This is a genomic window from Defluviimonas sp. SAOS-178_SWC, from assembly GCF_039830135.1.
In the GTDB taxonomy this organism is placed as follows: domain Bacteria; phylum Pseudomonadota; class Alphaproteobacteria; order Rhodobacterales; family Rhodobacteraceae; genus Albidovulum.
The window spans coordinates 2,077,366-2,104,076 of the sequence record NZ_CP156081.1; the positions used below are offsets into that span (position 1 = coordinate 2,077,366).

The following is a 26,711-nucleotide window of genomic DNA, read 5'->3' on the forward strand; positions in this document are numbered from 1 at the left end:
CAGCAGAGGTTCGCGCCCGGCCCGAGGGTGGGGGCGATTTCGCCCCCGCCCTGGGGGGCGGGTCGGGGGCGAACCGGGTCGCAAGCGACCCGGAGACGGGCGCGAAAAATGGATAAAGAACGCCTCTACCTTTACGACACGACGCTCCGCGACGGGCAGCAGACGCAGGGCGTGCAGTTCTCGGTCGCCGACAAGATCCAGATCGCGAACGCGCTCGACGCGCTCGGGCTCGACTATATCGAGGGCGGCTGGCCCGGCGCCAACCCGACCGACAGCGACTTCTTCGAGGCACGGCCCCGGACCCGCGCCACCTTCACCGCCTTCGGCATGACCAAGCGGGCCGGACGCTCGGCGGAGAATGACGAGGTTCTGGCGGGCGTCCTCAACGCCGGCACACCCGCCGTCTGCCTTGTCGGCAAGACCCACGATTTCCACGTCACCACGGCGCTCGGCATCACGCTCGACGAGAACGTGGAGAATATCCGCGCCTCCGTCGCCCATCTCGCCGCCAGGGGACGCGAGGCGCTGTTCGACGCCGAGCATTTCTTCGACGGCTACAAGGCCAACCCTGCCTACGCGATGGAGTGCCTGAACGCGGCCTTCGCGGCCGGCGCCCGCTGGATCGTGCTGTGCGACACCAATGGCGGCACGCTTCCCGCCGAGGTCGGCCGGATCACCGCCGAGGTCATCGCCGCCGGCATCCCCGGCGACAGGGTCGGCATCCATACCCATGACGACACCGGCAACGCCGTCGCCGCCAGCCTCGCCGCCGTCGATGCCGGCGCGCGGCAGGTGCAGGGCACGCTGAACGGCCTTGGAGAGCGCTGCGGCAACGCGAACCTCACCTCGCTGATCCCGACGCTGATCCTGAAGGAGCCCTATGCCAGCCGGTTCGAGACCGGCGTCAGCCGCGACGCGCTGAAGGGGATGACGAAGGTGTCGCGCCTGCTCGACGATATCCTCAACCGCGTTCCCTTGCGCTCGGCCGCCTATGTCGGCGCCTCGGCCTTTGCCCACAAGGCCGGCCTCCATGCCAGCGCGATCCTGAAAGACCCGACGACCTACGAACATGTCGACCCTTCCCTTGTAGGCAACGACCGGGTGATCCCGATGTCGAACCAGGCGGGCCAGTCGAACCTGCGCATGCGCCTTGCCGCCGCCGGGATCGAGGTCGCGGACAAGGATCCGGCCCTTGCCCGCATCCTCGACGTCATCAAGACCCGCGAGGATCAGGGCTATGCCTATGACGGCGCGCAGGCGTCGTTCGAGCTCTTGGCGCGGCGCGAGCTTGGCCTCCTGCCGCGCTACTTCGAGGTCAAGCGCTACCGGGTGACGGTGGAGCGGCGGAAGAACAAGTATGACCGCATGGTCACGCTCTCCGAAGCCGTCGTCGTGGTGAAGATCGGCGGCGAGAAGATGCTGTCGGTGTCGGAATCGATGGACGAGACCGGTGCCGACCGGGGGCCGGTCAACGCGCTCTCGAAGGCGCTGGCGAAGGATCTCGGGCCCTATCAGGCCAATATCGACGACATGAAGCTTGTCGATTTCAAGGTGCGGATCACCCAAGGCGGCACCGAGGCGGTGACCCGCGTCATCATCGACAGCGAGGACAGTGCGGGGCATCGCTGGTCGACCGTGGGCGTCAGCCCCAACATCGTCGACGCGAGCTTCGAGGCGCTGCTTGACGCGATCACCTGGAAGCTGGTCCGCGACGGGGCTCGGCCGGCATGAGCCTTGAGGCCTGCGCCGGGCTTGTCGCCGAAGGCGATCCCGACCGCTTCGCCGCGACGATGGCGGCGCCCGTCGCGGCGCGGTCGCTGCTCTGGCCGCTCTACGCCATCAACCTGGAAATTGCCCGCGCGCCCTGGGCCTCGGCCGAGCCGATGGTGGCCGAGATGCGGCTGCAATGGTGGATCAACACGATCGGTGAACTGGCCGGAGGGGCGGGCCGGGCCGGGCATCCGGTGACGGAGGCGCTGGCGCCGATGCTTGCCGCAGACGGCGTCCTCGCGGACCTCCTCATCGGTATCGCCGAGGCGCGGCGATGGGATTGCTGGCGCGAGCCGTTCACCGGCCGCGCCGATTTCGACGCCTATCTCGACGCGACGTCGGGCAACCTGATGTGGGCCGCCGCCCGGACGCTTGGTGCCCCCGCCGCCGCGGAACCCGCAATCCGCGACTTTGCATGGGGCGCGGGGCTCTCCGCCTATCTCCGCGCGGTCCCGGAGCTTGAGGCGCGGGGCCGCATCCCCCTTGTCGATGGCCGGCCAGACGCCCTTCGCAGGCTTGCCGTCGAGGGCCGCGCACGCATGCGCCGCGCGCGGGCGTCCGCTATTCCCCGGGCGGCCCGGCCCGCGCTCTGGTCCGGCGCCAGCGCTGAACGAATCCTCGCGCTCGCCGAACGGGAGCCTGCGCGGGTCGCGGAGGGAACGCTGAATCTGTCCGACTTCGGCCGGAGATGGGCGCTCCTCATCCGGGTATTCACCGGCCGTATCTGACGCCGCGTCTTCATTGTCAAATCAGGCCGGGTGCGGCGACGGGGGCCGCGCGCGCCAATCAGCCCCTCGGCCGCAGCACCAGCCAGATGAGCGACCCGCCCGCTAGAACAAGGAAGGGCAGCATCGCGATATTGACCGCCTGCCAGCCGGCGATGACGCTCGACCCGGAGCAGTTCATCAGTGTCCCCGACGAGAGCGATGCCAGGGTCACGCCACCGAAGACGACGAGGTCGTTGATCCCCTGGATCCGCCCGCGCTCTTCCGGCGTATGGGCGGAGGACAGAAGCGTCGTGGCCCCGATGAAGCCGAAGTTCCAGCCGATCCCGAGTAGGATCAGGGCAAGGAAGAACTGTTCGAGGTCGACGCCCGACAGCGCGACGGCCCCCGCAGCGGCGAGAATGACAAGTCCCGTCCCGATGATCGCCGGCGCGCCGAACCGGGCGATCAGGTGGCCGGTGAAGAACGAGGGGATGAACATCGCCAGCACATGCGCGGACACGATGTCGGCGGCATTGTCGCTTTCGAAGCCGCAACCGACGACGGCCAGCGGCGTCGAGGTCATGACGAGGTTCATCAGCGCATAGCTGACCATGGCGCAGATCATCGCGACGACGATGGTCGGGTCGCGCAGCATCTCGCGCCGGGTCCGGCCCAACGGCTCCCCGTCGGCGCGGCGGGGCGGGGGGGGGATGTCGAGCATCAGGAAGAGCGAGGCGCCGAGGATGTTGAGAACGATGACGGCCAGGTAGGTGCCGAGGAAGGCCACCGGCATCGCCTCGGACGTCGCCTTGACCAGCTGCGGACCGATGATCGCGGAGGCAAGGCCGCCGGCCATCACCCAGGAGATCGCCTTCGGCCGGAACGCTTCGGTCGCCGTGTCGGCGGCGGCGAAGCGGTAAAATCCTTGCGCCGACATGTAGAGGCCGGTCAGGAAGGACCCGCCGAGAAAGATCGCGAAAGATCCGGAATAAAGACCGAAGGCGCAAACGGCCGCCCCGGCCGCCCCGCCCGTTGTCCCGGCCCAGAAGCCTGACCGCCGCCCGAACCGCCCCATGAACGAGGAGAGCGGCGTCGCCGCGAGCATGGAGCCGAGCACGATCATCGTGATCGGCAGCGTCGCCCAGCAGGGATTGGGCGACAGCATCTGCCCGGCTAGGCCGCCGACGACGAAGACCATCGGCATCTGCGATCCGAGGATTGCCTGCGCCAGAACCAACACCACCACGTTGCGGCGGGCGCGGCTGTCGCTGTCGCTGAGGGCGGGGTCTGCGGTGGTCATGGCCCATCCCTAGTCGCAGCCGGGTGCCCCGGCAAGTGCGCTTCCATCGCGAACCAGCGCGAAATTGTCGCGAGTACAATCGCGGTGACGACCGCCTAGCCGTCGGGCGGCACAAGGCCGAGACCGCGGAGGTAGATCCCGATGCCCGTCTCCAGAAGTTCCTCGGGCGGAAAGGGGGCCCGGGCACCTGGCGCGCCACGGGTGAAAAGCTCCACCACGCCGTGGCTCATCGCCCAGATATGGGCAGAGAACATCGAGGCGGGCGGGCGCTTTGCTGCCGGAATATGCTGCGACAGCGCCTCGGCCGCGCGCGTAAAGACCTGCCGGGCCCGGTCGGCGGCGCGGGCGAGGTCGGGATTGGTGTTGAGCGAGATGCCGCTTTCGAACATCGCCATGTAATGGCCGGGGAATTTCCGTGCGAAGGCGAGATAGGCGCGCCCCGTCGCCTCGAAGGCCGAAAGTGCGGTGGGCTTGCCGCCGTTATAGGCGTGGTCCATGAGATCGGCGAAGATCTCGAACCCCTGGCGCGCGATCTCGGCGATGAGGTCGTCGCGGCCGGCGAAGTGGCGATAGACGGCCGCCGGTGTCACGCCGGCGAGCTTCGCCGCGTCCGAGAGCGTGAAACCTTGCGGGCCCTGCTCCTCGATCAGCTTCAGCGCCGCGTCGATCAACGCCTGGCGGAGGTTGCCGTGATGATAGCCGCGTTTAGCCATCCAGGATGCCGGGGCCTCCGCAGATCCTGCTGTCGACCGGGCCGATCGCCTTTCTGTCCTTGCCGGCATAATCGACCGCGTTCAGCACCGACTGGATCGCGGCGATCCGGGCGCGGGCCTTGTCGTCAGCGCGGATCACGGTCCAGGGGGCATATTCCGAATGCGATTTGGCCAGCGTTTCCTCGATGGCGGCGCTGTACTCGTCCCATTTCTTCAGGCCCTCGACGTCGATCCAGCTCAGTTTCCACTGTTTCAGCGGATCCATCTCGCGCTTCAGAAATCGGCGAAGCTGTTCGGCCCGGCCGACATTGAGCCAGAGCTTCACGAGGATGATGCCTTCATCGACGACCATTTTCTCGAATTCCGGCAATTGCCGAAAGAAAAGCTGGCGTTGCTCGGGCGTGCAGAAGCCGAAGACATGCTCCACCACGCCCCGATTGTACCAGGACCGGTCGAAGAGCGCGACTTCGCCCGCCGCTGGAAGCCAGTCGATATAGCGCTGAAAATACCACTGTGTCGCCTCGCGCTCGGTCGGTTTCGGCAGGGCGACGATATAGGCCGCGCGGGGATTGAGGTTCTCCCGCATCCGCTCGATCGCGCCGCCCTTGCCGGCGGCGTCGCGCCCCTCGAAAAGAACGCAGAGGCGCTTTCCGGTGGCGCGGAGGTCGAAGAGCATCTTCACCAGCTCGACCTGGAGCCGTCTCATGTGCTTGTCGTAGTCCTTGCCCTTCATCTCGCGTTCGTAAGGGTAGGTCTCCGACAGGATGTCGTCCTTGCCGCCGTCGAGGATCGCCTTTCGCACCGAAGCCGGCGCCCCGGTTTCGAGATACTCCGTGATATCGCCGACGAAGGGGATTTGCTGGGGCTCTTCTGGCCTGGCCATGATCGCTGCCGTCCTCTGCCGTTTCCCGGACAAGTATGATCATCCGCCGCCGGGGTGCAATCGCGCCGGTTATCTGCCGGATCAGGCCCCGATCTTCGCCATGTCGAAGGGCGTGGACTGGTAGATCTCGTTGATCCAGTTGCCGTAAAGCAGATGTGCGTGGCTCCGCCAGCGGTTGACCGGATCCCGCGCCGGGTCGTCGTCGGGGTAGTAGTTCATCGGCACGTTGATCGGCGTGCCGTTCGCGACGTCGCGGTCGTACTCTTCCTTCAGCGTGCCGCTGTCATATTCGAGATGGTTGATGATGTAGAGCGCCCGGTGGCAGGGATCATCGACGAGGCAGGGCCCCGACTCGTCCGAGGTCAGGAGGGTGGTCAGGCCGGGCGCATTGTCGATATCCGCCTGCCGCATCTCGGTCCAGCGGCTGACGGGCATGATGAAATCGTCCGAGAACCCGCGCAGATAGGGCGAAGCCGGGGCGAGGTTCTGGTGCCGGAAGCAGCCGAAGGCCTTGTGATCCAGCATGTGCTTCGGCACCCGGTGGAAATGCCACGCCATCGCCATGCCGCCCCAGCAGACGCCGAAGGTGGAATGGACGTTGGTCTGGGTCCAGTTCATCACCTCGGTCAGCTCGTCCCAATAGGTGACGTCCTCGAACCGCAGATGCTCGATCGGCGCGCCGGTGATGATCAGGCCGTCGAACTTCTCGCCCTTGACCTCCTGGAAGGGGCGATAGAACGCCTCCATATGCTCGGCGGCGGTGTTCTTCGTCTGATGCTCGGACATCCGGATCAGTTGGAAGTCGATCTGCAAGGGGGTCGCGCCGATCAGCCGGGCGAACTGGTTCTCGGTCTGGATCTTCTTCGGCATCAGGTTGAGAAGCCCGATCCGCAGGGGCCGGATGTCCTGATGCGCGGCGCGATCGGGCGACATCACCATGACGCCTTCCTTCGACAGGACATCGAAGGCGGGCAGCGTCTCGGGCAGGGTGATGGGCATCGGTCGGTCTCCTTCCGGGAAGCCGGAGATAAGGAAGCTAGGCCTGCACCTCAAGGGCACGGGCGATCAGGTCGATGAATTCCGCGGCGGTGGCGACCTTGGCGACCGCTTCGGCGGTGACGCTCACGCCCCAGTTCCGCGCCATCGCGGTGTAGCGCGGCTGCCGGTGGGCAAGGGCGCGGGCATAGGTCCAGCGGACGAAGGCATCCGGATCAACATCGCCTTCCTTCAGTTTGTTATCGCTCAGATATTCTTCCCAGGCGGCATGCAGGAATTCCGGCTGGTAGTACATCGGTTTCGGCGCCCGGTCGAAGCGGCGGATCAGTTCCTCGGTATGCGCCCCGGAGCCTTCGATCCAGATCATCAGCACCGACCGCGACAAGGCCGTCAGGACCGGGTCGGCCGGATCTTCGGGATCGACAACCTCGCAGATCGAGCCGCCGGAATCGCAGATGAAGTTATCGTAGCCGTACAGATCGTGGGCACGCTCGATGAACCGGCCGGTGTCGAGGAGGGACGCGATCTCGGCCTCGCGGTGCTGTTTCTGGCGCTTCATGTACTCGGCGAAGGGCAGGCCGCCTTTCGCAGGATCGCCCGGCTTGCCGAGATAGGTCGAAAGCGGCGCGAGGTTGTTGAAGGTTATGTTGGAGGTGATATGGACCGAGTCGGTCATCAGCAGTTCCCGCAGGAGCGGCACCTTCATCGCCTCGCGCTTGAAGTTGTCGGCGATGTGTTCGCCCATGTAGCGGGTGCCGATGCGGTAATCGATTGAGTAGTGGAACCAGCTGCCGCTCGCGCGCAGGAGGTTCGAGACATGGGTCTTGCCCAAGCCAGACATTCCGAAAAGGAGAACCCGCTTCCGCGGGGCCGCGCGCCAGTCGTCGGGGGTTCGGTAGATCATGGGGGCTTCCTGTCCGGTTTCCGGCTGATTACCGGGAAGCGGCAGGAGTTTCACGCAAATTCTTGATGTTCCTCTGCTATGAGCCGTCTAGCGAAATGCGCACGGCCCCGCGATGCGGGGCCGTGCTGTGCCTCGAAACGCGAATCAGAAGCTGTAGGCGATCCGTACGCCGGCGCCGATGCCGGAATTGTCCTTGAACTGCGCACCGAGCGTCGTGGTGGCGCCGCCGATCTCGATATAGCGCACACCGCCGGTGATCTTCATGTTGTTGTATGTATAAGTCGCGGCAAGCCCGACGCTCGTGTAACCGTCCGTCGGACCGAGGTTTCCGGTGATATCCCCGTTCGACGGCTCGTGGCTGACGAGGACCGCGCCCGACCACGATTCGTTGAACTTGCGGCCGATGCCGAGGTTATATGTCACGCGATCCGAGTTGTACGAGACGAGGGGCCGTGGAGGATAGACCGCATTGTAGATCGGCGGGTCGATCACGAAGGCGGTCCAGTCAACCCAGCGGACCGACCCGAACAGGAGCGTGTCAGCGGCGATCCCTGTCTGGAATTCGAGATTGACCGATTGCGGGATCTCGACATCCTGCCGGATCACCGAGGACGGCGTGACGGTGCTGGATTCCCGCATTTCGAGCGAATGGGTGATCGCCGAATTGTAGGTCAGCGCGATCCGTGCCGCGATCTCGGGCTTTTCCCAGGCAATGCCGACGATATAGCCGGCCTGATAGTCGCGGTCGGTCTGGAGCGTGTAGCTGACCGGGATCGGCCCGACTGGGGGGGCTGTGCGGATATTGACCGTCCCCTCGACGTATTCGAGCCGGACGCCACCGAAGACCGAGACGTTCGACGGCATCTTGTAGCGGACCAGGCCCGTCACCGCCATCGAATCAAGCTGGGCGGTGGTCCCCGCCAGAGGATAGGTGGCGGAGGTGGGGTAATCGACATCGGCCCCGATCGGTTGGTCGAGGATGACCGCCAGATCGAGATTGTCGCCGAGCGGCTGCTTGTAGCCGAGTGAAAAGGTGGTGTAGCTGCCCAGCATGTTGCCCGAATTGAACACGCCGGCCAGATTGCCCGTCACGTCCGGCGCGACGTTGCCGATGCTGAATTCGGCATATTTCCCGGTCTCGAACAAGATCGCCGCCGACTGAGCCGATCGCTCGAGCCCGCCGGCAAATGAAGACGTCGCGCCCATGGTCAGGGCACCTGCCGCCAGTAGAACTCGTCCCATAGTCCTCATCCCTAACGAGTTGTGTTTTTCAGGGTCGAGCGTATGCGGTCACCGCCGCATGCGTCAATAAATGACGTGGCGTTCCGGCTGCTTTCGTTCAGGTTGTGATGTTGCAGTATCGCGATTCCGACCGCACATTGATCCAGTTTGCGGCGAAGATCACCGCGCCGCCGACGAAGACCCAAAGGTCGAGCGGCTCTGCATAAAGGGTCATGCCGACGAGTCCGATGAGCGGCAGGCGGAGGAAGTCCATCGGCGTGACGACGGACGCCGGGGCGAGGGACAGCGCCTTGGTCAGGCAGAAATGCGCGAGCAGGCCCGAGAGACCCATGACGATGACCCAGGGCAGGGTTGCCGACCCCGGCAGGGTGATCTTTCCGTCCCATCCCGCGAGGATCAGCCCGAAGGCGGATTGCATCACGGCAAGCCAGAAGAGGATGCAGAGGATCGTCGCCACCCGCGTCAGCCGCTTCGTGACGATCGCCGATCCGGCAAAGCCCAGCGCGCAGAGGAGCGCGGACAAGAGGCCGACCGACAGCCCGCCCGCGCCGAAGGGGCGCGCGACGATCAGGATGCCGGCAAACCCGACGACGGCTGCGAGGAGCTTCGTCGGCGTCAGCCGCTCGGCCAGGAAGATGGGTGCGGTCAGTGCCACGATGATCGGGTAGGAAAATTCCAGCGCGAAGAGCTGCGCGAGCGGAATGAGCGCGAGCGCGTAGAGCCAGAGGGCCTGTCCGGCGAAATGGACGGCGTTGCGAAGCGCGTGCAGGCCGAGATGATCGGCCTTGATTTCACCTTGCCGTCCAGTGGCGAAGACAACGGTCACCACCACGACGATCCCGATGAGCGAGCGGTAAAACATCATCTCGAACGTATCGAGATCCGCCCCGATCTCACGCCCCGACACGGCGATCATCGAGAAGCCGAGGATCGAGCCGAGCATCCAGAAGGCGGCGGCAATCGGGTGGTGAATCTGGGTCATCGGCGCTCCGGGGAGGGGCCGCCAGTGCGGCCAGCGCCGGTCATCGCCCCTCTGCGGCCGCTTGTCCAGAGCATTGTCTCGGCCGGACGCACGGGCGTGAAAGACGACGCCGGGAAAATTCAAACGAACCTTCGCCAAGAGGGCCGCCGTGGAGTTGGTCGAGTCGTCGGCGGGCCCGACCTCGACATGGTTGATCCCGACAAAGGGCAGGTTTGGCCGCCCGGTTACATATCCATGCCCACTCGTGCGCGCCCTCCGGTTCGGCGCGCGGTCTGGGCCGCCGGTGGCGGATCGAGACGTCGAAACGCGGCACCGAAGCCGCATTCGCCCGAAAAAGCTCTCGTAAGCCGCTCTTTCCTCTCGCAAATCGGAATTGAACGCGGCAGATTTCCAAAAAAAGCTTCATGAGGCAGGCAATGACATTCAAACCTCCGGCGCCGACGCCCCCGGGCCTGTGGCGGCGCGTTCCTCCGGCGATCTTCCCGTCGATCATGGGGCTCTTCGGGCTCGGCCTTGCCTGGCGGCGGGGGGCGGAGGTCTTCGTTCTGCCGCGCGGGATTGCCGAGACGATCCTCGGTGCCGTGGCGCTTCTTTTCGTCTTCGCGCTTCTCGCCTATTCGGTGAAACTCCTGCGCCGGCCGACCGTCATCGTCGAGGAATTGCGGATCCTGCCCGGGCGGTCCGGCGTCGTTACTATGGTCCTGTCGCTCTATCTCTTGTCGATGACGCTTGCGCCCTATGCGACGTTGCTGGCCGAGGCGATCCTCGTGGCGGGCTTTTCGACCCATGCCGCGCTCGTCGTGCTTCTCGTCCACCAGTTCGTGACCGGACCGGCCGAACAGCGGAGGGTGACGCCGGTCTGGCACCTGAGCTATGTCGGTTTCATCATCGGCGCGCTGGCTGCGACGGTCTTCGAGTTCTACATCCTGTCGCTGGTGCTTTTCATCGCCACCGCGCTCATCGCCGCACTGATCTGGTCGGTGAGCCTGGAGCAGGTGATCAAGGAAACCGTGCCCGCGCCGCTCCGTCCGCTTCTCGCCATCCACCTGTCGCCGGTGGCGCTTCTCGGTCTCGTCGCCGCCGCCCTTGAGCTCGACGCGGTCGCGATGGGCTGCGCCGGGGTCGCGGCCTTGATGGTCGTTGCATTCGTGGCGCGATTGCTGTGGCTGACGGAAGCGGGGTTCAGCGCGCTTTGGGGGGCCTTCACCTTCCCGCTCGCCGCGACCTCCAGTCTCTGGCTGACTCTCGGCGGGATCTGGCGCTGGCCCGGCGGTGTCATGCTGGTCGCGGCGACCCTCATCGTGCCGGCGATCGCCTTCAAGGTGGTGCGGCTCTGGGCAGGTGGGCAGCTCGCCGTCAAGACCAACGCGGCGATCGCCTGAGGTGTGCCGCGTTTGCGGTGAGGCGGAATTCGAACCTTTCCCCTTCAAATTCCGATCAGTTCCCGGACAACGAAGTCCCAAAGCGCTCTAGATCAACGCGACCCAGGCCCGGGCGAGGGCGAGGCCGGCGGCGTCGGCCTCCGGGCCATGGGCCTCGGCATGGGCGGGATGATCGCGCCGCCAATCCGGCCGCATCGCCTCCGCCGCCTCCGGGAAAGCCTCCGTCCATTCCGCGACCACGCTCCGGTTCGCCTCGAAATGGAACTGGGTGCCATAGGCCGCGCGGCCGAGGCGGAAGGCCTGATTGGCGACCGCGCTGTTTTCGGCCAGATGCACGGCGCCTTCCGGCAGCGTGAACGTATCGCTGTGCCACTGGAAGATCGGGAAGACCGGCCCGGCCGCGGAAAGGACCGGATCGCTTGCCCCCGCGGCCGTGCGGCGCACGCGGTGCCAGCCGAATTCCGTCGCAGCGCCGAGGATGTTCGTCGCCCCATATCCGCGGGCGAGGATCTGCGCGCCGAGGCAGATTCCGAGCACCGCCTTGTCCGCCTCGCCGTAGGCGCGCATCAGGCGGGCGAGGGCGGGGAGATAAGGGTGGAGCGTGTCGTCGAGCGCGTTCTGCTCGCCGCCGAGGACGACGAGCGCGTCATGGGCCTGCATGTCCGCCGGCAGGGTTCCGTCGAGGAAGGGCCGATAGGTCGCGATCTCGGCGCCGGCCTCGGCAAGGGCCGCGCCGACCTGGCCGAGCTGTGACACGCGAGTATTCTCGACGACCGCGACGCGCATGGTCCCCTCCTGTCTACGCTCCTGATTGAACACGGCCCCGGTGCCGACGCAAGACGTGGCACGGAGGGCGGATTTAGGGCTTGCACTCCCGCCGCCCGCGTGAAACAGGGAAGCGCCAAACGAAAGCTCCCTTGAGAGGTGTCCCATGGAGATTCGCGAGGCTCTCACCTTCGATGACGTCCTTCTGGTTCCGGCTGCATCAAAAGTGCTGCCGTCTGATGCCGACACCTCGACATTCGTGACAAAGTCGATCCGGATGAACATCCCGCTCCTGTCCTCGGCAATGGATACGGTGACAGAGGCGCGGATGGCCATCGCGATGGCGCAGGCGGGCGGCATCGGCGTCATCCACCGCAATCTCGACCTGGAGGCGCAGGCCGCCGAGGTGAGCCGGGTGAAACGCTTCGAGAGCGGGGTGGTCTATAACCCGATCACCCTCACGCCCGACCAGACCCTCGCCGACGCCAAGGCGCTTCAGGAGCGCTACAACGTCACGGGTTTCCCGGTCGTGGACAATGGCGGCCGCGTCGTTGGAATTGTCACCAACCGCGACATGCGGTTTGCCTCTGACGACAAAACGCCGGTCAAGGTGATGATGACTTCGGACAACCTGGCGCTCCTGACCGAGCCGGCGGATCTTGACGAGGCGAAAAGCCTGATGAAGGCGCGCCGGATCGAGAAGCTTCTGGTGACGGACGGGCAGGGCAAGCTCACCGGCCTTCTGACTCTGAAGGACACCGAAAAGGCGGTTCTGAACCCGAACGCCTGCAAGGACGAACTCGGCCGTCTGCGCGTGGCGGCGGCCTCGACCGTCGGCGACGCGGGCTTCGAACGGAGCCGCGCGCTGATCGACGCGGGCGTGGACATGGTGGTGATCGACACCGCGCATGGCCATTCCGAGGGGGTCGCGAAGGCCGTCGAACGGGTGAAGGCGCTGTCGAATGCCGTACAGGTCATCGCGGGCAACGTCGCCACGGCCGAGGCGACGCGGGCGCTGATCGCCGCCGGGGCGGATGCGATCAAAGTCGGGATCGGCCCCGGCTCGATCTGCACGACGCGGATCGTCGCCGGTGTCGGCGTACCGCAGCTGACCGCGATCATGGATGCGGCGGGGGCGGCGGGCGACATTCCTGTCATCGCCGACGGTGGCATCAAGTATTCGGGCGACTTCGCCAAGGCGATCGCGGCGGGCGCTTCCTGCGCGATGGTCGGATCCGCCATCGCCGGAACCGACGAAAGCCCCGGTGAGGTCATCCTCTACCAGGGCCGGAGCTTCAAGAGCTATCGGGGCATGGGATCGCTCGGCGCGATGGCGCGGGGCTCGGCCGACCGCTATTTCCAGAAGGACGCGGCCTCCGACAAGCTCGTTCCCGAGGGGATCGAGGGGCAGGTGCCCTACAAGGGTTCCGCCTCGGCGGTCGTCCACCAGCTCGTCGGCGGCTTGCGGGCGGCGATGGGCTATACCGGCAACGCCACGATCGCCGAGATGCGCCAGAACTGCCAGTTCGTCCGCATCACCGGGGCAGGGCTGAAGGAAAGCCATGTCCACGACGTGCAGATCACGCGCGAAAGCCCGAACTACCGCGCGATTTGATCCGATTCTGCGGCCGGTATGGAGTGGCCTCCATACCGCGCCGCATGGCGAAATTCCGAGGCACCGGTTCTCGGCGAGGACATGGCAACAATCGGACCCCGCCGTCACCCGATCTGGTGGCAGGTTTCGAAAATGGTCGCCTCCCTTAAAGTGCCGTCATTTGCCGTGGCGTGCTCAATGAAGGTTGGCAGGCCGGCGGGAATGATAGTGTCCGAACGCGCAACTCCCAGGAAAATATGCTTTGAGGTCGCAGGCTCAATTGGAAACCAGCACGGATCATCGAATGTGCCGGCATAGACGCCAACTGCGTCCGGGAACCGTTCGAAGCTGAGCCAGAGTTTCGTGCCGCAATCCCCGCAAAAATGGACGTGGACCACTTTCCCGGAACCCGCTGAAACCTGATCGTAAGTCTTTTGAGAGCCGGAGAACACGACGAAACTCTCGGCACCAAAGATCGGTTCGACCATATAGGCGGAACCCGTCGCTTTCTGGCAGAACCGGCAGTGACAAACGGTCACCCGGTTTGGCATTGAAAGGGTTGCATAGCGGACAGCCCCGCACAGACACCCTCCCTCGTGGCGCGTCATTGCCGTCTCCTCTTCCGTTCAAGGCCGACTTCGGCGGCTGGCCCGAAACAAGCGTACCGCATCGGGGGTCCGGCTAGTATCACCAGCCTCCCTCAATACCTGTTGCCTGCCCGATGCAGAGCATCGCTCACGAATAGCACGTCTGTTCCCGGATTTCTCCAATCGCTGTCACACGCTCATTCCCGACAGGAAACTCGTGAGGTTCGCGCCAAGATCGGGCTGAAGGTATCCGCCCTCCTGCACGATCAGGATGGGCACGCTAAGACCCGCGATCTTCGCAGCGATGCGGGCGAAGCCGCCGGTTGTAACGCGAAAGCCCTTGAAGGGATCGTTCTCGTGCGCGTCGAGGCCGAGTGCCACGACGATCACGTCGGCTCCGAAGACCTTTATGTGGGCGAGCGCGGTATCGAGCGCCTCCAGATACGCCGTGTCATCGGTCCCACGCGGAAGCGGAAGGTTGAGGTTGTAACCGAGCCCCTCGCCAGCGCCCCGCTCCTCGGCATGGCCCCAGAAGAACGGGTAGAACCGGACCGGATCGGCATGAATCGAGACCGTGAGCACATCTCGACGATGGTAGAAGATGCCTTGCGTACCGTTTCCGTGGTGCACGTCCACATCGAGGATCGCGGGCCGGCGGCCGGCGCGAAGGAACGCCTCGGCCGCGATGCCGGAATTGTTGAGAAAACAGAAGCCGCCGGCAAGGTCGGCGAAGGCATGGTGCCCCGGCGGGCGCGAGAGGGCATAGACTGCAGGCTCTCCGGCGATCACCGCTTCTGCACCGGACAGCGCGGTCTGCGCCGACCAGTACGCGGCCTCCCATGTTCCGGCCGAGATCGGGCAGGACGTGTCGGCCTGGTGGAACCCCGCCTGTCCCGTCGCCGAGCGTGGGTAGGAGGCGGTGCGCCTGTCGGGGTGGATGTTCGGGATCACCTCGTCGGACGCGCCGTCGATCCGGCTCCAACGGGTATGAATGGTTTCGAGGAAGACGAGGTATTCCGGCGAATGCAGCGCCGCGATCGGGCCGAGCCCGTGATCGGTCGGCGACACGAAGCGGCACCCGGCCTCCTTGGCACCATCGCGCAACACGTCGATCCGCGCGGGCTGCTCGGGATTGGGCAGGCGGACGCCGTTCGCCATGAACATCTTTGGATCGTGAACCCGCTGCCGTTCGTCAAGGACCGCCTTCATGTCTCGCCTCCCAATGCTTCCAGCGCCGCGCCTTCGAGGATCATCCCCACCTCGCCGGTCCGGGCGGCAAAGCCCATCCGTTCGTAGAAAGCCACCGCGCGCGGATTGTCCGTGTAGACGGCGAGCCGGATGAATTCCACCGCCCAGCGTACTGCCGCCTCGTCGCGAACCGCCGCGAGAAGCCGCGGCCCGAGCCGCGCGCCCCGCGCCAAATCCGCGACCCACAGATCCGACACATAAGCGCCTGCACGCGCCCGCGTCGTCGAATAGATCGGCGAAAAGACCGCGACCCCGACAACATCATCCCGCCGAAGCGCCAGGACCGCCCGGAATGCCGGGTCCGGCCCGAAGCCCGCCGCCGCGATATCCGCTTCGGTCGCACGGTGGGTATCGCCAAGATCGTCGGACAGCGCCCGAAGGGCGGCGTTCAGCCGCGCGGCATCCCCGGGCAGGGCCAGCCGGATCATGATGCGCTCCGCCATTCAGAACCCCACCGCCTCCGCGCCCTTGAGGCCGAGCATTGCCCGCGCGTCCTCCGGCGTCGCGACCGTGCGGCCGAGCGCTTCGACGATCTCCCGCACCCGTTCCACCTGTTCGGCATTCGACCGCGCCAGTACGCCCTTGGACAGGAAGAGGTTGTCCTCCAGCCCGACCCGCACATGTCCGCCCATCGCCGCCGCCTTTTCGGCCATCGGCATCTGTTGACGCCCCGCCGCGAGGACCGAGAACATGAAGCCATCCCCGAAAAGCCGGTCCGCCGTGGCCTTGAGGTGGTCGAGATGTTCGGGTTCCGCCGCGATGCCGCCAAGGACGCCCATCACGAACTGGATGAAGATTGGCCCGTTCACAAGCCCCCGGTCAACGAAATGCCTCAGCATGTAGAGATGGCTCACGTCGTAGCACTCGAATTCGAACCTTGCACCGCGTTCCTGTCCCATCTGCCTCAGCACCCCCTCGATATCGCGGGGCGTGTTCTTGAAGACGAGGTCGTCGGAATTGCGCAGGAAAGGTTCTTCCCAGTCGTGCAGCCATTCGGTGCGCTTGCCCAGCATCGGGTAAAGGGCGAAGTTCATGCTGCCCATGTTGAGCGAACACATCTCGGGCCTGAGCGCGAGGGGCGCGGCCAGACGCTCGTCGAGAGTCATCATCGCGCTGCCGCCGGTCGTCAGGTTGACGATGGCGTTACACCCCTTGCGGATCGCCGGCAGGAAGGCACGGTAATGCTCCACGGCCGCGGAGGGACGTCCCGTCTCGGGGGCGCGGGCATGGAGATGCAGGATCGCCGCACCGGCCCTCGCCGCGCCGATCGCCTGAGAGGCGATGTCGCCGGGCGTCACCGGCAGATAGGGCGACATCGACGGCGTGTGGATCGAGCCGGTGACGGCGCAGGTGATGACGATCTTCGACATGCGGTCAGGCGCTTTGCTTCAGTGCCGGCTCAACCCGTTCGGCGAAGCGGTCGAGGGCGGAGGTCAGCATGGTCATGATCTCCTCCACTTGGTCGGCTGACGTGATCATCGGCGGGCAGACGAGGAAATGGTCGCCTTCCGTCCCGTCGCGGGTGCGGCGCGAATAGATGATGAGACCCTCCTGATAGGCAAGTTCCACCAGCTCCGAATGTGCGTTGAGCGCCTTCGGCAAGGGGCGCATCGACTGACGGTCGGCCACCAGTTCGAACGCGAGAAGGAGACCCTTGCCGCGCACGTCGCCGATGAAGGCATAGCGCTGCATGAGATCGCCGAGCCGCGATTTCAGAAGATCGCCGGTCGCGGCGGCATTCTCCATCATCGCGCCCGCCTCGATCTCTTCCAGCACCGCGAGACCGGCGGCGCAGGCAAGCGGGTTGCCGGCATAGGTATGGCCGTGCATGAAGCCGCCGGCCTTCAGGACCGGATCGACGATGCGGTCGTGGGCGATCATCGCACCCAAGGGGGCGTAGCCCGCACCGAAGCCTTTCGAGATCGCGATGATGTCGGGGGCCACGCCCCAGTGATCCGCACCGAGAAAGCGTCCCGTGCGCCCGCCGCCCGACATCACCTCGTCATGGATGAGAATCACGCCGTGGCGGTCGCAGGTGTCGCGCACCGCCTGCATGTAGCCCGCCGGCGGCACCAGGGCGCCCGTGGAGGCCCCGCCCACGGGTTCGTGGATGAATGCCAGAACGGTGTCCGGCCTCTCTTCGAGGATCTTCGCCTCCAGCATGGCCGCGTAATGGGCGCCGGTGGCCGGATCGCCCGGGTCGAGACCGTCGAGATAGGCCTGCGGCGCGGGGATCTTCGGCATCGCCTGCATCATCGGTTCGAACGGCCGGGTGAGCGGCGTGTAGCTCGTCAGCGCCAGCGCGCCGAGGGTCGAGCCGTGATAGGACGGCGCGCGGGAGATCACCTTCCAACGCGAGGATTGTCCAATTGTGACAGCATATTGCCGGGCGATCTTTATAGCGCTCTCGACGGCTTCGGAGCCACCGGAGACGAAGAAAACCTTCTCCATCCCCTCGGGTGTCAGCCCGGCCACCTTCGCAGCCAGCTTCTCGCTCGGTTCCGTTTCGAAATGCAGACGGTAGCCGAAGGTGGACTTCTCCATCTGCCGCCGCATCGCATCGAGGACGCGCGGATTGGAATGGCCGATATTCGAGACCATCGCGCCCGAGGAGCCGTCAATGTAGCGCTTGCCGTCGACATCCCACATGTAGATCCCGCGGGCTTCGGCCAGGACCGGGCGGCGGCTGTCGGTCTGGTAGAAGAGATGGCTTTGAGTCATGGGCGCGGCTCCGAGGGCAGGGCGGCGCAGTCCCGCGCGCGAAAGCGCACCGAGACAGCGGCCCCGATGGGCAAGGGGTGGGTGTCGATCATGTTGATGGCCTGCAATGCGTGGCGGCCGACACGCAGGAAATAGCGGGCCGACTGGCCCTGATAATCCACGGTCTCGACACTGCCCGCAACGGCATAGCGGTCGTCCGGCGCAGCGTCGGCCGGCAGGACGTCGAGCTTTTCGGCCCGGATCACCAGCCGCGCCGGACCGGCACCGGTGACGGCGGGCGCCCGGCTGCGCGGGACGGAAAGGGGCGGCAGATCGGGTACGTCGAGCGCGACGTGTTCACTGTCGGCGCCGGTGCAGGTCGCCGAAAGAATATTCGACGCGCCAAGGAAGGTCGCTACGAACTCGCTCGCCGGCGTGTTGTAGACCTCTTCCGGCGCGCCCATCTGCTCCACCCGGCCTTTCGACATGACGATGATCTTGTCCGACATCGCCAAGGCCTCCGTCTGGTCATGGGTGACGAAAATTGTTGTCACGCCAATGCGTTGCTGGATCTTCTTTAACTCGACCCGCATATCCTCGCGCAGGTTCGCGTCCAGCGCGGAGAGCGGTTCGTCGAGCAAAAGCACGTCCGGCTCGATCACGATGGCGCGGGCGAGCGCCACGCGCTGCTGCTGGCCGCCGGACAGTTCCTTTGGATAGCGCAAGCCGAGATCGGGAAGTTGCACAAGGTCCAGCGCCTCGGCCACGCGGCGGCGGATCTCGTCCTTGCCGACATTGCGATAGCGCAGGCCGAAGGCGACGTTGTCGGCCACCGTCCGGTGCGGAAAGAGCGCGTAGTTCTGGAAGACGAGCCCGAGGTTGCGCCGGTGGATCGGCACGTCGTTCACGCGCTTGCCGTTGATGGCGATGTCGCCCTCGCTCGGGTCGAGAAGCCCCGCGATCATCCTCAGCGTGGTTGTCTTGCCGCAGCCCGAGGGGCCGAGGAGGGTGACGAAACTGCCTTGCGGAATCTCCAGCGACATCCTGTGGACGGCGGTGTAGTCGCCGAAGCGTTTGACGATGTCGGTCAGGGTGACGGCGCTCAACGGGCCTCTCCTCGGGGCTGGGGTGCCCGGCCCCCCGGGTCGGGGGCCGGGCTCATCGGGCTCAGTAACCGCGCTGGACGCGGGAGAAGGTCTCGGACCACTCGGCCTCGTTGCCGTTCCAGTAGCCCGGGTCGGCGAAGGTCAGGCCCGACAGCGTGCCGGTCGGGTCGAAGGCCGGCAGCGTCGGGATCTTCGCGCCGAGATCGACCTTCGTCGGGTCGAGCGCCGGCGGGTAGTTCTGCCCCTCGGCCACCGCGATCGAGGTGTCCTTGTCGAGCATGAAGTTCAGAAGCTCCTCACAAGCCTCCATCGGGCTGCCCTTGATCACGAAGAGGCATTCCTGCCAGCCGAAGCCCTGCGGCGGGTCGAAATAGCCGATGTCGTGGCCCTGTTCCTGAAGCGCGAAGACGCGGCCCGACCAGGCTTCGGTGACGTGGATCTCCTCCTCGGCGAGAAGGCTCATCAGTTCGGCGCCCGAAGCCCAGTATTTCAGCGCGAGGTCGCGGTGCTTGCGCACGGCGTCCCAGACCGCTTCCATATCGGTGATGGCGTTCGGGTCCTGGTCGGTCTGAAGGGCGCCGTACCAGACGCGGGTGCGCCAGTCGCTCCAGCCGCCGATCTTGCCCTTGTGGGCCTCGTCGATCAGGATCTTGGCACCCTTTTCCTTCATTTCGTCGTCCGCGATGTACTTGCGGTTATAGGCGATCCCGGTGGAGCCGTAATCGTAGGGCACGGCGCTGAGGCTGTCGGGCGTCACGGCGGCGAAGGCATTGGTCAGCGCCGGCATCACCAGCGCCATGTTCGGGATATTGTCGAGGTTGAGCGCGCTCGTCAGGTCGAAGGAGTGATAGCGCGCATAGTCGAAGACGCCCGAAAGGTGGGCGATGTTGTATTCGCCGGGCTGCGAGGCGCGGACCTGCGCGAGGTATTCGTCGCCGCCGGGGAAGGTTCCGTCGACCACAGTCACGCCGGTCTTGGCGGTATAGGGATCGAAGGCGTATTTCCGGAACGCCTCGGAGACGATGCCGCCCCAGCCGTCGAACCGCACCTGGCTCACGGTCTGCGCGTTCGCGTATTTCGCGAAGGGCGTCTGAAGCCCGTAGGCGGCCCCGGCCGCGCCGATCAGGCCAAGAAACTTTCGCCGGTCGAGATCGCCATTCTGAAACCGCTCGCGCAGCCGTTCGTAACGTGTCGTGTTGTCCATGGTCAGCCTCCTTGCTGGATATGGGTCGGTCATGGCGGTTCACCCGCCCTTTCTGTTGGCGAGGGTCCGGGCGATCCCGGCCCCGATAAGCGGCAACCCGACGGTCATCACGATCATCACGGTGCCGAGCGCGTTGATCTCGGGCGAGATCGAGTTCCTGAGCATCGAGAAGATCTGGGTCGGCACCGTCTCCACCCCGCCGGGTTTCCAGAAGAGCGTGCCGGTGATGTCGTCGAAGCTGATGGTGAAGGCGAAGAGCGCCCCGGCCGCGACCGCCGGAGTCAGGAGCGGCAGCGTCACCGCGAAGAAGGTCTGCCGAGGCGTGGCGCCAAGGCTCAGCGCCGCCTCCTCGACGTCGCGGCGGATCGAGACGAGCCGCGCCTGCACGACGAGGATGACGAAGGGCAGGGTGAAGATCACATGCCCCATGAGGAGAAGGCCGAAGCTCTTGTTGATATGGAGCGCGTTGAGGAAAAGAAGGAGGGCGACGGCCAGCACCACCTCGGGCACGAGGATCGGCGCGATGAGAAGCGTGGTGATCATGTCGCGCCCCGGCACCCGGTAGCGCACCAGCGCCAGCGCCGCGAGAACCCCGAGCGTGGTCGAGACAAGCGCGGTCATCAGCCCTAGCGCGATCGAGGTCTTGAAGGCGCGCACGATCGCCTCGTTCTGCCACAGCGTCTCGAACCACCGGAAGGAAAAGCCGGTCATCGGGAAGCTGCCGAACTGGCTCGCGTTGAACGAAAGAAGCACGACCACCGCGACGGGCAGGAACATGAATAGGTAGACGAGGACCGTATAGGCCCGGATCAGCGCCCAGCCCATCAGCCCAGCCCCTTCGCAAGCTGCGCCATGCCGAGATAGCGGTTGTAGATCAGCACCAGCGCGCCAAGGACCGCGAGGAGCGCGAGCGACAGCGCCGAGCCGAGCGGCCAGTTAAGCTGTCGGATGATCGCCTCGAAGACGAGGTTGGCGAACATCGCGTCACGCGGGCCGCCGAGGATCACCGGGGTGATATAGGTCCCGGCGCCGAGGACGAAGCACAAAAGCCCGCCGGCGGCGAGGCCGGGCAGCGAGAGGGGCAGCGTGACCTGCACGAAGCTCTGCCACCGCGTCGCGCCAAGCGAATTCGCGGCGTCCTCGAGGTTGGTGTCGATGCCTTCGAGGCTGACATAGATGTTCAGCACCATGAACGGCAGCAGGAAATGCACGAGACCGAGGATCACCGTCACCTCGTTATAGAGCATCTGGACAGGTTCGCTGACGATCCCGAGCGTCAGGAGCAGCGAGTTGAGCGCCCCGGAAATGCCGAGGATGTTGATCCAGCTCATCGTGCGGATGATGTAGCTGATCCAGAAGGGCAACATCAGAAGAACAAGCAAAATCAGCTTGTTGCCATTCGATCTTGCGATGAAATAGGCCGCCGGATAGCCCATGACCGCGCAAACCGCCGTGGTGATCGCGGCGATCTTCAGCGTGTTCAGAAGGATGTCGCGGTAGAAGCGGTCGCTCAGCACCTTCTGCCAGTTGTCGAGGTGGAAGCCCGGCGTGTCGGCGCCGGCGGCGCTGCGCAGCCAGAACGAATAGACCACGATGAAGAGAAGCGGCACGACCAGGAGCAGGATCACCGCCGTCAATGCCGGCGAGAGCAGGATCCAGGGTTGCCGTCTTTCCCGTGACTCGATGGTCATCTGGAAGGGTGTCCGCGAAAGGTCATTGCGCGGACAGGATGCGGGTTGCGGAAGGTATCAATCAAATAGATAATGAGAATTCTGATAATAGATCTGAGCTATGCAGAGACTGTCTCCGACCGAAAAACTTGCCCGCGATCTCGACTGGAACCTTCTTCGGACGTTCCTCGTCCTGGCCCAGTCCCGCTCCGTCACCGATGCCGCCGACCGGCTCGGGCTCAAGCAGCCGTCGGTGTCGAGCGCGCTGAAGCGGCTCGAGGACCGGCTCGGCAAGCGCCTGATCGACCGCCGGCCGGGGCGGTTCGACCTGACCGCGGCGGGGCGGTTGCTGGCGTCGGAGGCGACGGACATTCACGGTGCGATTCTGCGCCTTGGCACCGTGATGCGTGATGTCGAGGACGAGGTGCGCGGCCATGTCTCGATCGCGATGGCGAGCCATGTCGTCTGCCCGATCTTCGATTCCACCCTGACCGAGGTTCACGCCACATACCCCCGCGCTACCTTCTCGATCGAGATCATGGCGAGCCGCGAGGCGATTGCCGCCGTGACCGCGCGCCGGGTCTCCTTCGCGGTCTGCCTCGTCAACGAACACCGTCCCGGCCTTGAATACCGCCGTTTGTTCCGTGAGCATTTCGGCCTCTTCTGCGGCCCGGCGCATCCCCTGTTCGGCCGGCGCGGGCTGAAGACCACCGACCTCGCCGGCCAGTCCTCGGTCAGTTTCGTCACCGACCAGATGAGCGACGCGTTGCGGGCGGTGACCGTCATGCGCGCCGAGGCGCGGCTCGACGAGCGCATCGTCGGCACCTCGGCGAACCTCGAGGAGGTGCGCCGAATGATCATCGCCGGACTCGGAATCGGACCCCTGCCGCTCCATGTCGTCGCCGAGGATGTCGAGATGGGCCGGCTCTGGCGGCTGCCACCCTATGACTCGCCCCCGGCCATCGACGTCTACATCGCCTGGAACCCGCGCACGCGGATGAACCGGGCCGAGCAAATGACGCTCGACATCCTCCTGAAACGGGTGGAGGCGACGCCGATGGAGGAGCGGATCTACTACTGACCCGGCGGGACGCCCCGGTCGTCATCTTCCCTTCGGTGCCGGAATGGTTTAGCAGGGAAGCAGACGTTGCCCGGCGCGGAAGCGCATCATGATAAACCAATATATCGCAGCCGGTTAGGCGGCGATCCTCAACCTAAGAGAGCACAAGACTTGACCCCTGCGGCCCGGATTGAAGCGGCGATCGGCATTCTCGACCGGATCCTCTCCGGTACCGCGGCCGAACAGGCGCTGACCGGCTGGGCGCGGGCGAGCCGTTTCGCCGGCTCCGGCGACCGCACGGCGATCCGCGATCTCGTCTTCGACGCCTTGCGCTGCCGACGATCCTTCACCGTGCGCGCCGGTGCCGCCGCGCCGACGGGCCGGGCGTTGATGATCGGCACCCTCGTCGCCAGCGGCACCGATCCCGATGCGGTCTTTAGCGGCCAGGGCTACGCGCCGGCTCCTCTCGACGCCGACGAACGCGCCGCCCTCGCCACCGCGCCGGTCGAGGCCGATCTTCCTGAACTCGTCGCGCTCGATTGCCCGGACTGGATCGCGCCCGCCTTGCGCGGCTCGCTCGGTGCGGATTTCTCTGAGGTGCTGAAGGCGGAGCGCGAAAGGGCGCCGGTCTTCCTGCGCGTCAATGCCGTGCGGGGAAGCCGCGCCGATGCCCGCGCGGCGCTGGCCCGCGACGGGATTGACTCCGAACCGGAGGAGGGCGTGAACTTCGCTCTGAAAGTCACGCAAAACCCACAGAAAATCCGCAATTCTTCGGCCTATCTCGGTGGCCTCGTCGAATTGCAGGACCTGAGCCCGCAGGCCGCCGTTGAGGCGCTGCCGCTTCGCCCCGGCGACAGCGTTCTCGACTACTGCGCGGGCGGGGGCGGCAAGGCCTTGGCGTTGGCCGCGCGCGGGGTTCGATCGGTCACCGCCCATGACGCCTTGCCGCAGCGCATGCGCGACCTTCCCGCCCGCGCCGCACGTGCCGGCGCCGATGTGGCACTTGCCGACACCAGATCCTTGCGCGGACGTGAATTCGACCTGGTACTCGTCGACGTGCCCTGTTCGGGAACCGGCACCTGGCGCCGCACCCCCGATGCGAAGTGGACGCTAACGGCCGAGCGCGTGGCGGACCTCGTGCGCCTCCAGGCGGACATTCTCGATGCTGCCGAGCACTTTGTGGCGCCGAAAGGGCATCTCGCCTACATGACCTGCTCGCTTCTGGCCGAGGAAAACCGCGCCCAGATCGACCGGTTTGTTGCGCGCAGTCCCGGTTGGGGCCTGGTGGAGGACCGGCTCTACACCTCTCTAGGCGGAGGGGACGGCTTCTACAGCGCTCTCTTGACGCGGGTCTGATCCCGGCAATACACAATCATTAGTTGTGTTTCCGGGGCGGTTAATCGCCGTTTAAGCATTTCAAGTCGGAATGCGGTGAAACCGAATCTGAAGGGAGCCACGTGGTGTCGCATCCGGCGCTTTCCCCGCATCCGCTGACCCGAACCGCGCTGAATCTGGCGCCGCGCAGCCATTATCTTGTTGGAGCAGCCGTTCTTTTCGCGGCCGCCGCCTATTTCGTCTCCGATGGCGTGACCGGTCTCGCGATCTTTGCCGCCGCCGGTACTTTCGCCGCGCTGGCGGGACTCATTGCCTGGCTCTCCGGGCGTCACGGGCGCGCCGACAGCGACCTGCAAGACCAGATCGCGGAATTCATCGCCCACGATGCCTCCCCAAGCTTCACCACCGACGCGGAAGGGGAGATCGGCACCCAGAACCGTGCCGCGGTGGAACGCTTCGGCAGCAGGGGCGGGCAGACGCTGACGCGGACGCTGGGCGAGGTTTTCGCCAATCCCGCCGCCGTCCTCCACAGGATGCAGAACCGGGCCGAGGCGCTCGGTGCGGCGCGGGAGGATCTGGTGACTCGGCGCGGCCATGTCCGGCTGGCCGTGCACCGGATCGGCGAGGCGGGATTCCTCTGGCGGCTCGAGGACATGGCCGAGCGGGCCGTCGGCGGGCGCGGCGCCGAAACCATCAGCCTGCCGATGCTGACGGTTTCGAAGACCGGGACGATCCTTTTCATGAACGAGGCGTTGCGCCGGCTGGTCGGGGAACGGGTGAAGACCCTCGACCGCATCTTCAAGGATCTTCCCCTGCGGCCGGGCGAAGAGCACGAAATCGCGGGCGCGGACGGGTCGATTCGGGCCCTGGTCGCGTCGCTCGAAAGCGCGGGCGGGCGGCGGGAAATCTACCTGCTGCCTGCGGCGGCGGGGGCAACGCCCTTTGCGGGCGATCCGACGGCCTTCGAAACCCTTCCCGTCGCGCTCCTGCGCGTCGGCAGTTCGGGCGATCTGCGTGAGGCAAACCGCGCGGCCCGGACGCTTTTGGGGAATGCGGAGGTCGGAACCGGCCTTGCGGCGTTGCTGGAAGGGCTCGGGCGGCCCGTGAACGACTGGCTCGCCGACGCGCTGGCGGGCCGGGCCGACCAGCGCCCCGAAGTCCTGCGCGTGCGCGGCGCGGAACAGGATGTCTACCTCCAGGTGACGCTGACCCGCGTCGTGGAGGAGGGGCGGCCGGCCCTCGTCGCGGTCCTGTCGGACGCGACCAAGCTCAAGACGCTCGAGGCGCAATTCGTGCAGAGTCAGAAGATGCAGGCGATCGGACAGCTCGCCGGTGGTGTCGCGCATGATTTCAACAACCTGCTGACCGCGATTTCGGGGCACTGCGACCTCCTGCTCCTGCGGCACGACAAGGGCGATCCCGATTATGCCGACCTCGTGCAGATCAACCAGAACGCCAACCGGGCGGCGAGCCTCGTCGGCCAGCTGCTCGCATTCTCGCGCAAGCAGACGCTGAAGCCGCAGGTCATCGACCTGCGCGATTCCCTTTCGGACCTGACGCATCTTCTGAACCGTCTGGTCGGCGAAAAGGTCCGGCTGACCCTCGTGCACGACCCCGAATTGCGCCCGATCCGCGCCGACAAGCGCCAGCTGGAACAGGTGCTGATGAACCTTGTCGTCAATGCCCGCGACGCGATGCCGGGGGGCGGCGAGATCCGGATCGAGACGGAGAACCAGTCTCTCGAGGAAGGGCTGAAGCGCGACCGCGCGGTCGTGGCGCCCGGGGAGTATGTCGTCGTCCGGGTCACGGACTATGGGATCGGGATCGCCACGGACAAGCTGCCGAAGATCTTCGAACCCTTCTTCACGACCAAGCGGCAGGGCGAGGGGACGGGGCTTGGCCTGTCGACCGCCTACGGGATCGTGAAGCAGACGGGCGGCTTCATCTTCTGCGACAGCATCGTCGGGCAAGGAACGACATTCACACTCTATTTCCCGGTTCACGACCAAGTCGAGGAGGTCGAGGTCCGACCGCAGGCAACGTCTGCGCCGCGCCGCGTCACCCGCAGCGGCGAAGGCGTCGTCCTGCTGGTCGAGGACGAAGCGCCGGTCCGCGCCTTCGCGAGCCGGGCGCTGCGAATGCGCGGATACACGGTGATCGAGGCGGAGAACGCCGAAGAGGCGCTGAAGACGCTGGAAGACGGTTCCCTCGCGATCGATGTCTTCGTGACCGACGTGATCATGCCGGGAATGGACGGGCCGTCCTGGGTGCGCGAGGCGCTCAAGGAACGCCCCAATACCCGGGTTGTCTTCGTTTCGGGTTATTCGGAGGAGAGCCTGACCGAAACGCGGGAACGGATTCCGAACTCGGTCTTCCTGCCGAAGCCGTTCTCGCTCAGCGAACTGACCGCGACCGTACAGGGCCAGATTCACTGACGGAGCGGCCGGGTCCCCCGGCAATGAGCGGGCCTGCCGGGGGGCGGCGCATCGAGGCAGATGTGCCATGGCGGCAGAGCAATCGCGACCCGCTCCGACGCTTTCGCGCCGGGGCGGTCGCCAGAATG

Annotated in this window: 24 protein-coding genes; 7 read left to right on the plus strand and 17 right to left on the minus strand. The window is 65.8% G+C overall.

Features of this window, described 5'->3' with window-relative positions:
- Nucleotides 1–108: 108 nt before the first annotated feature.
- Nucleotides 109–1,731 carry a citramalate synthase gene (gene cimA, locus V5734_RS11060; RefSeq protein WP_347313548.1) on the plus strand — a complete coding sequence of 541 codons (1,623 nt, stop codon included), beginning with the start codon at nucleotides 109–111 and terminating at the stop codon, nucleotides 1,729–1,731.
- Nucleotides 1,728–2,498 carry a squalene/phytoene synthase family protein gene (locus tag V5734_RS11065; protein ID WP_347313549.1) on the plus strand — a complete coding sequence of 257 codons (771 nt, stop codon included), beginning with the start codon at nucleotides 1,728–1,730 and terminating at the stop codon, nucleotides 2,496–2,498. The genes cimA and V5734_RS11065 overlap by 4 nt, the downstream gene beginning before the upstream one ends.
- Before the next feature lie 58 nt (nucleotides 2,499–2,556).
- Here the strand turns inward: V5734_RS11065 and V5734_RS11070 are convergent, their stop codons facing one another.
- From V5734_RS11070 to V5734_RS11100, 7 genes are all read right to left on the minus strand, one after another.
- Complete coding sequence (locus tag V5734_RS11070) at nucleotides 2,557–3,777, minus strand: MFS transporter (RefSeq protein WP_347313550.1); 1,221 nt, start codon at nucleotides 3,775–3,777, stop codon at nucleotides 2,557–2,559.
- Nucleotides 3,778–3,872: 95 nt separating this feature from the next.
- The gene (locus V5734_RS11075) at nucleotides 3,873–4,490 is read right to left on the minus strand and encodes a TetR/AcrR family transcriptional regulator (protein WP_347313551.1); all 618 of its coding nucleotides are present in this window, start codon (nucleotides 4,488–4,490) and stop codon (nucleotides 3,873–3,875) included.
- On the minus strand, nucleotides 4,483–5,373 hold the full coding sequence (gene ppk2, locus V5734_RS11080; protein ID WP_347313552.1) for a polyphosphate kinase 2: 891 nt from the start codon (nucleotides 5,371–5,373) through the stop codon (nucleotides 4,483–4,485). The genes V5734_RS11075 and ppk2 overlap by 8 nt, the downstream gene beginning before the upstream one ends.
- 81 nt (nucleotides 5,374–5,454) lie before the next feature.
- The gene (gene metA / locus V5734_RS11085; RefSeq protein WP_347313553.1) at nucleotides 5,455–6,372 is read right to left on the minus strand and encodes a homoserine O-acetyltransferase MetA; all 918 of its coding nucleotides are present in this window, start codon (nucleotides 6,370–6,372) and stop codon (nucleotides 5,455–5,457) included.
- Nucleotides 6,373–6,409: 37 nt separating this feature from the next.
- Nucleotides 6,410–7,273 (minus strand): ATPase, encoded by an 864-nt coding sequence (locus tag V5734_RS11090; RefSeq protein ID WP_347313554.1) that lies wholly within the window; start codon nucleotides 7,271–7,273, stop codon nucleotides 6,410–6,412.
- A 144-nt stretch (nucleotides 7,274–7,417) separates the two neighbouring features.
- Nucleotides 7,418–8,515 carry an outer membrane protein transport protein gene (locus V5734_RS11095; protein WP_347313555.1) on the minus strand — a complete coding sequence of 366 codons (1,098 nt, stop codon included), beginning with the start codon at nucleotides 8,513–8,515 and terminating at the stop codon, nucleotides 7,418–7,420.
- A gap of 97 nt (nucleotides 8,516–8,612) precedes the next feature.
- A complete protein-coding gene (locus V5734_RS11100; protein ID WP_347313556.1) occupies nucleotides 8,613–9,497 on the minus strand; it encodes a DMT family transporter in 885 nt (294 codons plus the stop codon).
- 416 nt (nucleotides 9,498–9,913) lie between these two features.
- Here V5734_RS11100 and V5734_RS11105 point away from each other — a divergent pair, with 416 nt between their 5' ends.
- Nucleotides 9,914–10,879: a tellurium resistance protein gene (locus V5734_RS11105; RefSeq protein ID WP_347313557.1), complete on the plus strand. Its 966-nt coding sequence runs from the start codon at nucleotides 9,914–9,916 to the stop codon at nucleotides 10,877–10,879.
- A gap of 87 nt (nucleotides 10,880–10,966) precedes the next feature.
- Here V5734_RS11105 and V5734_RS11110 read toward each other — a convergent pair whose 3' ends face one another.
- Nucleotides 10,967–11,665: a type 1 glutamine amidotransferase gene (locus V5734_RS11110; protein WP_347309731.1), complete on the minus strand. Its 699-nt coding sequence runs from the start codon at nucleotides 11,663–11,665 to the stop codon at nucleotides 10,967–10,969.
- Nucleotides 11,666–11,810: 145 nt separating this feature from the next.
- Between V5734_RS11110 and guaB the strand changes: the two genes are divergently transcribed.
- A complete protein-coding gene (guaB, locus tag V5734_RS11115; protein ID WP_347309732.1) occupies nucleotides 11,811–13,259 on the plus strand; it encodes an IMP dehydrogenase in 1,449 nt (482 codons plus the stop codon).
- Nucleotides 13,260–13,363: 104 nt separating this feature from the next.
- Here guaB and V5734_RS11120 read toward each other — a convergent pair whose 3' ends face one another.
- The 9 genes from V5734_RS11120 to V5734_RS11160 form a co-directional block, all read right to left on the minus strand.
- Nucleotides 13,364–13,846: a GFA family protein gene (locus V5734_RS11120; RefSeq protein WP_347309733.1), complete on the minus strand. Its 483-nt coding sequence runs from the start codon at nucleotides 13,844–13,846 to the stop codon at nucleotides 13,364–13,366.
- A 168-nt stretch (nucleotides 13,847–14,014) separates the two neighbouring features.
- Complete coding sequence (locus V5734_RS11125; protein ID WP_347309734.1) at nucleotides 14,015–15,034, minus strand: histone deacetylase family protein; 1,020 nt, start codon at nucleotides 15,032–15,034, stop codon at nucleotides 14,015–14,017.
- Complete coding sequence (locus tag V5734_RS11130; RefSeq protein ID WP_347309735.1) at nucleotides 15,031–15,516, minus strand: GNAT family N-acetyltransferase; 486 nt, start codon at nucleotides 15,514–15,516, stop codon at nucleotides 15,031–15,033. The genes V5734_RS11125 and V5734_RS11130 overlap by 4 nt, the downstream gene beginning before the upstream one ends.
- The gene (locus V5734_RS11135) at nucleotides 15,517–16,443 is read right to left on the minus strand and encodes a 3-keto-5-aminohexanoate cleavage protein (protein WP_347309736.1); all 927 of its coding nucleotides are present in this window, start codon (nucleotides 16,441–16,443) and stop codon (nucleotides 15,517–15,519) included.
- Nucleotides 16,444–16,447: 4 nt separating this feature from the next.
- Nucleotides 16,448–17,794 (minus strand): aspartate aminotransferase family protein, encoded by a 1,347-nt coding sequence (locus tag V5734_RS11140; protein WP_347309737.1) that lies wholly within the window; start codon nucleotides 17,792–17,794, stop codon nucleotides 16,448–16,450.
- Entirely contained in the window at nucleotides 17,791–18,879 is a 1,089-nt protein-coding gene (locus tag V5734_RS11145) for an ABC transporter ATP-binding protein (RefSeq protein WP_347309738.1), read from the minus strand. Before V5734_RS11145 ends, V5734_RS11140 begins: the two co-directional genes overlap by 4 nt.
- 61 nt (nucleotides 18,880–18,940) lie before the next feature.
- Complete coding sequence (locus V5734_RS11150) at nucleotides 18,941–20,083, minus strand: extracellular solute-binding protein (RefSeq protein WP_347309739.1); 1,143 nt, start codon at nucleotides 20,081–20,083, stop codon at nucleotides 18,941–18,943.
- A 39-nt stretch (nucleotides 20,084–20,122) separates the two neighbouring features.
- Nucleotides 20,123–20,908 (minus strand): ABC transporter permease, encoded by a 786-nt coding sequence (locus tag V5734_RS11155; protein ID WP_347309740.1) that lies wholly within the window; start codon nucleotides 20,906–20,908, stop codon nucleotides 20,123–20,125.
- The gene (locus V5734_RS11160) at nucleotides 20,908–21,774 is read right to left on the minus strand and encodes an ABC transporter permease (RefSeq protein ID WP_347309741.1); all 867 of its coding nucleotides are present in this window, start codon (nucleotides 21,772–21,774) and stop codon (nucleotides 20,908–20,910) included. The genes V5734_RS11155 and V5734_RS11160 overlap by 1 nt, the downstream gene beginning before the upstream one ends.
- 100 nt (nucleotides 21,775–21,874) lie before the next feature.
- Between V5734_RS11160 and V5734_RS11165 the strand changes: the two genes are divergently transcribed.
- From V5734_RS11165 to V5734_RS11175, 3 genes are all read left to right on the plus strand, one after another.
- Complete coding sequence (locus V5734_RS11165) at nucleotides 21,875–22,834, plus strand: LysR family transcriptional regulator (RefSeq protein WP_347309742.1); 960 nt, start codon at nucleotides 21,875–21,877, stop codon at nucleotides 22,832–22,834.
- Between the two features lie 150 nt (nucleotides 22,835–22,984).
- Nucleotides 22,985–24,169, plus strand: a complete 1,185-nt coding sequence (locus tag V5734_RS11170) for an RsmB/NOP family class I SAM-dependent RNA methyltransferase (protein ID WP_347309743.1) — start codon at nucleotides 22,985–22,987, stop codon at nucleotides 24,167–24,169.
- A 104-nt stretch (nucleotides 24,170–24,273) separates the two neighbouring features.
- On the plus strand, nucleotides 24,274–26,583 hold the full coding sequence (locus tag V5734_RS11175) for an ATP-binding protein (RefSeq protein ID WP_347309744.1): 2,310 nt from the start codon (nucleotides 24,274–24,276) through the stop codon (nucleotides 26,581–26,583).
- Nucleotides 26,584–26,711 lie beyond the last annotated feature (128 nt).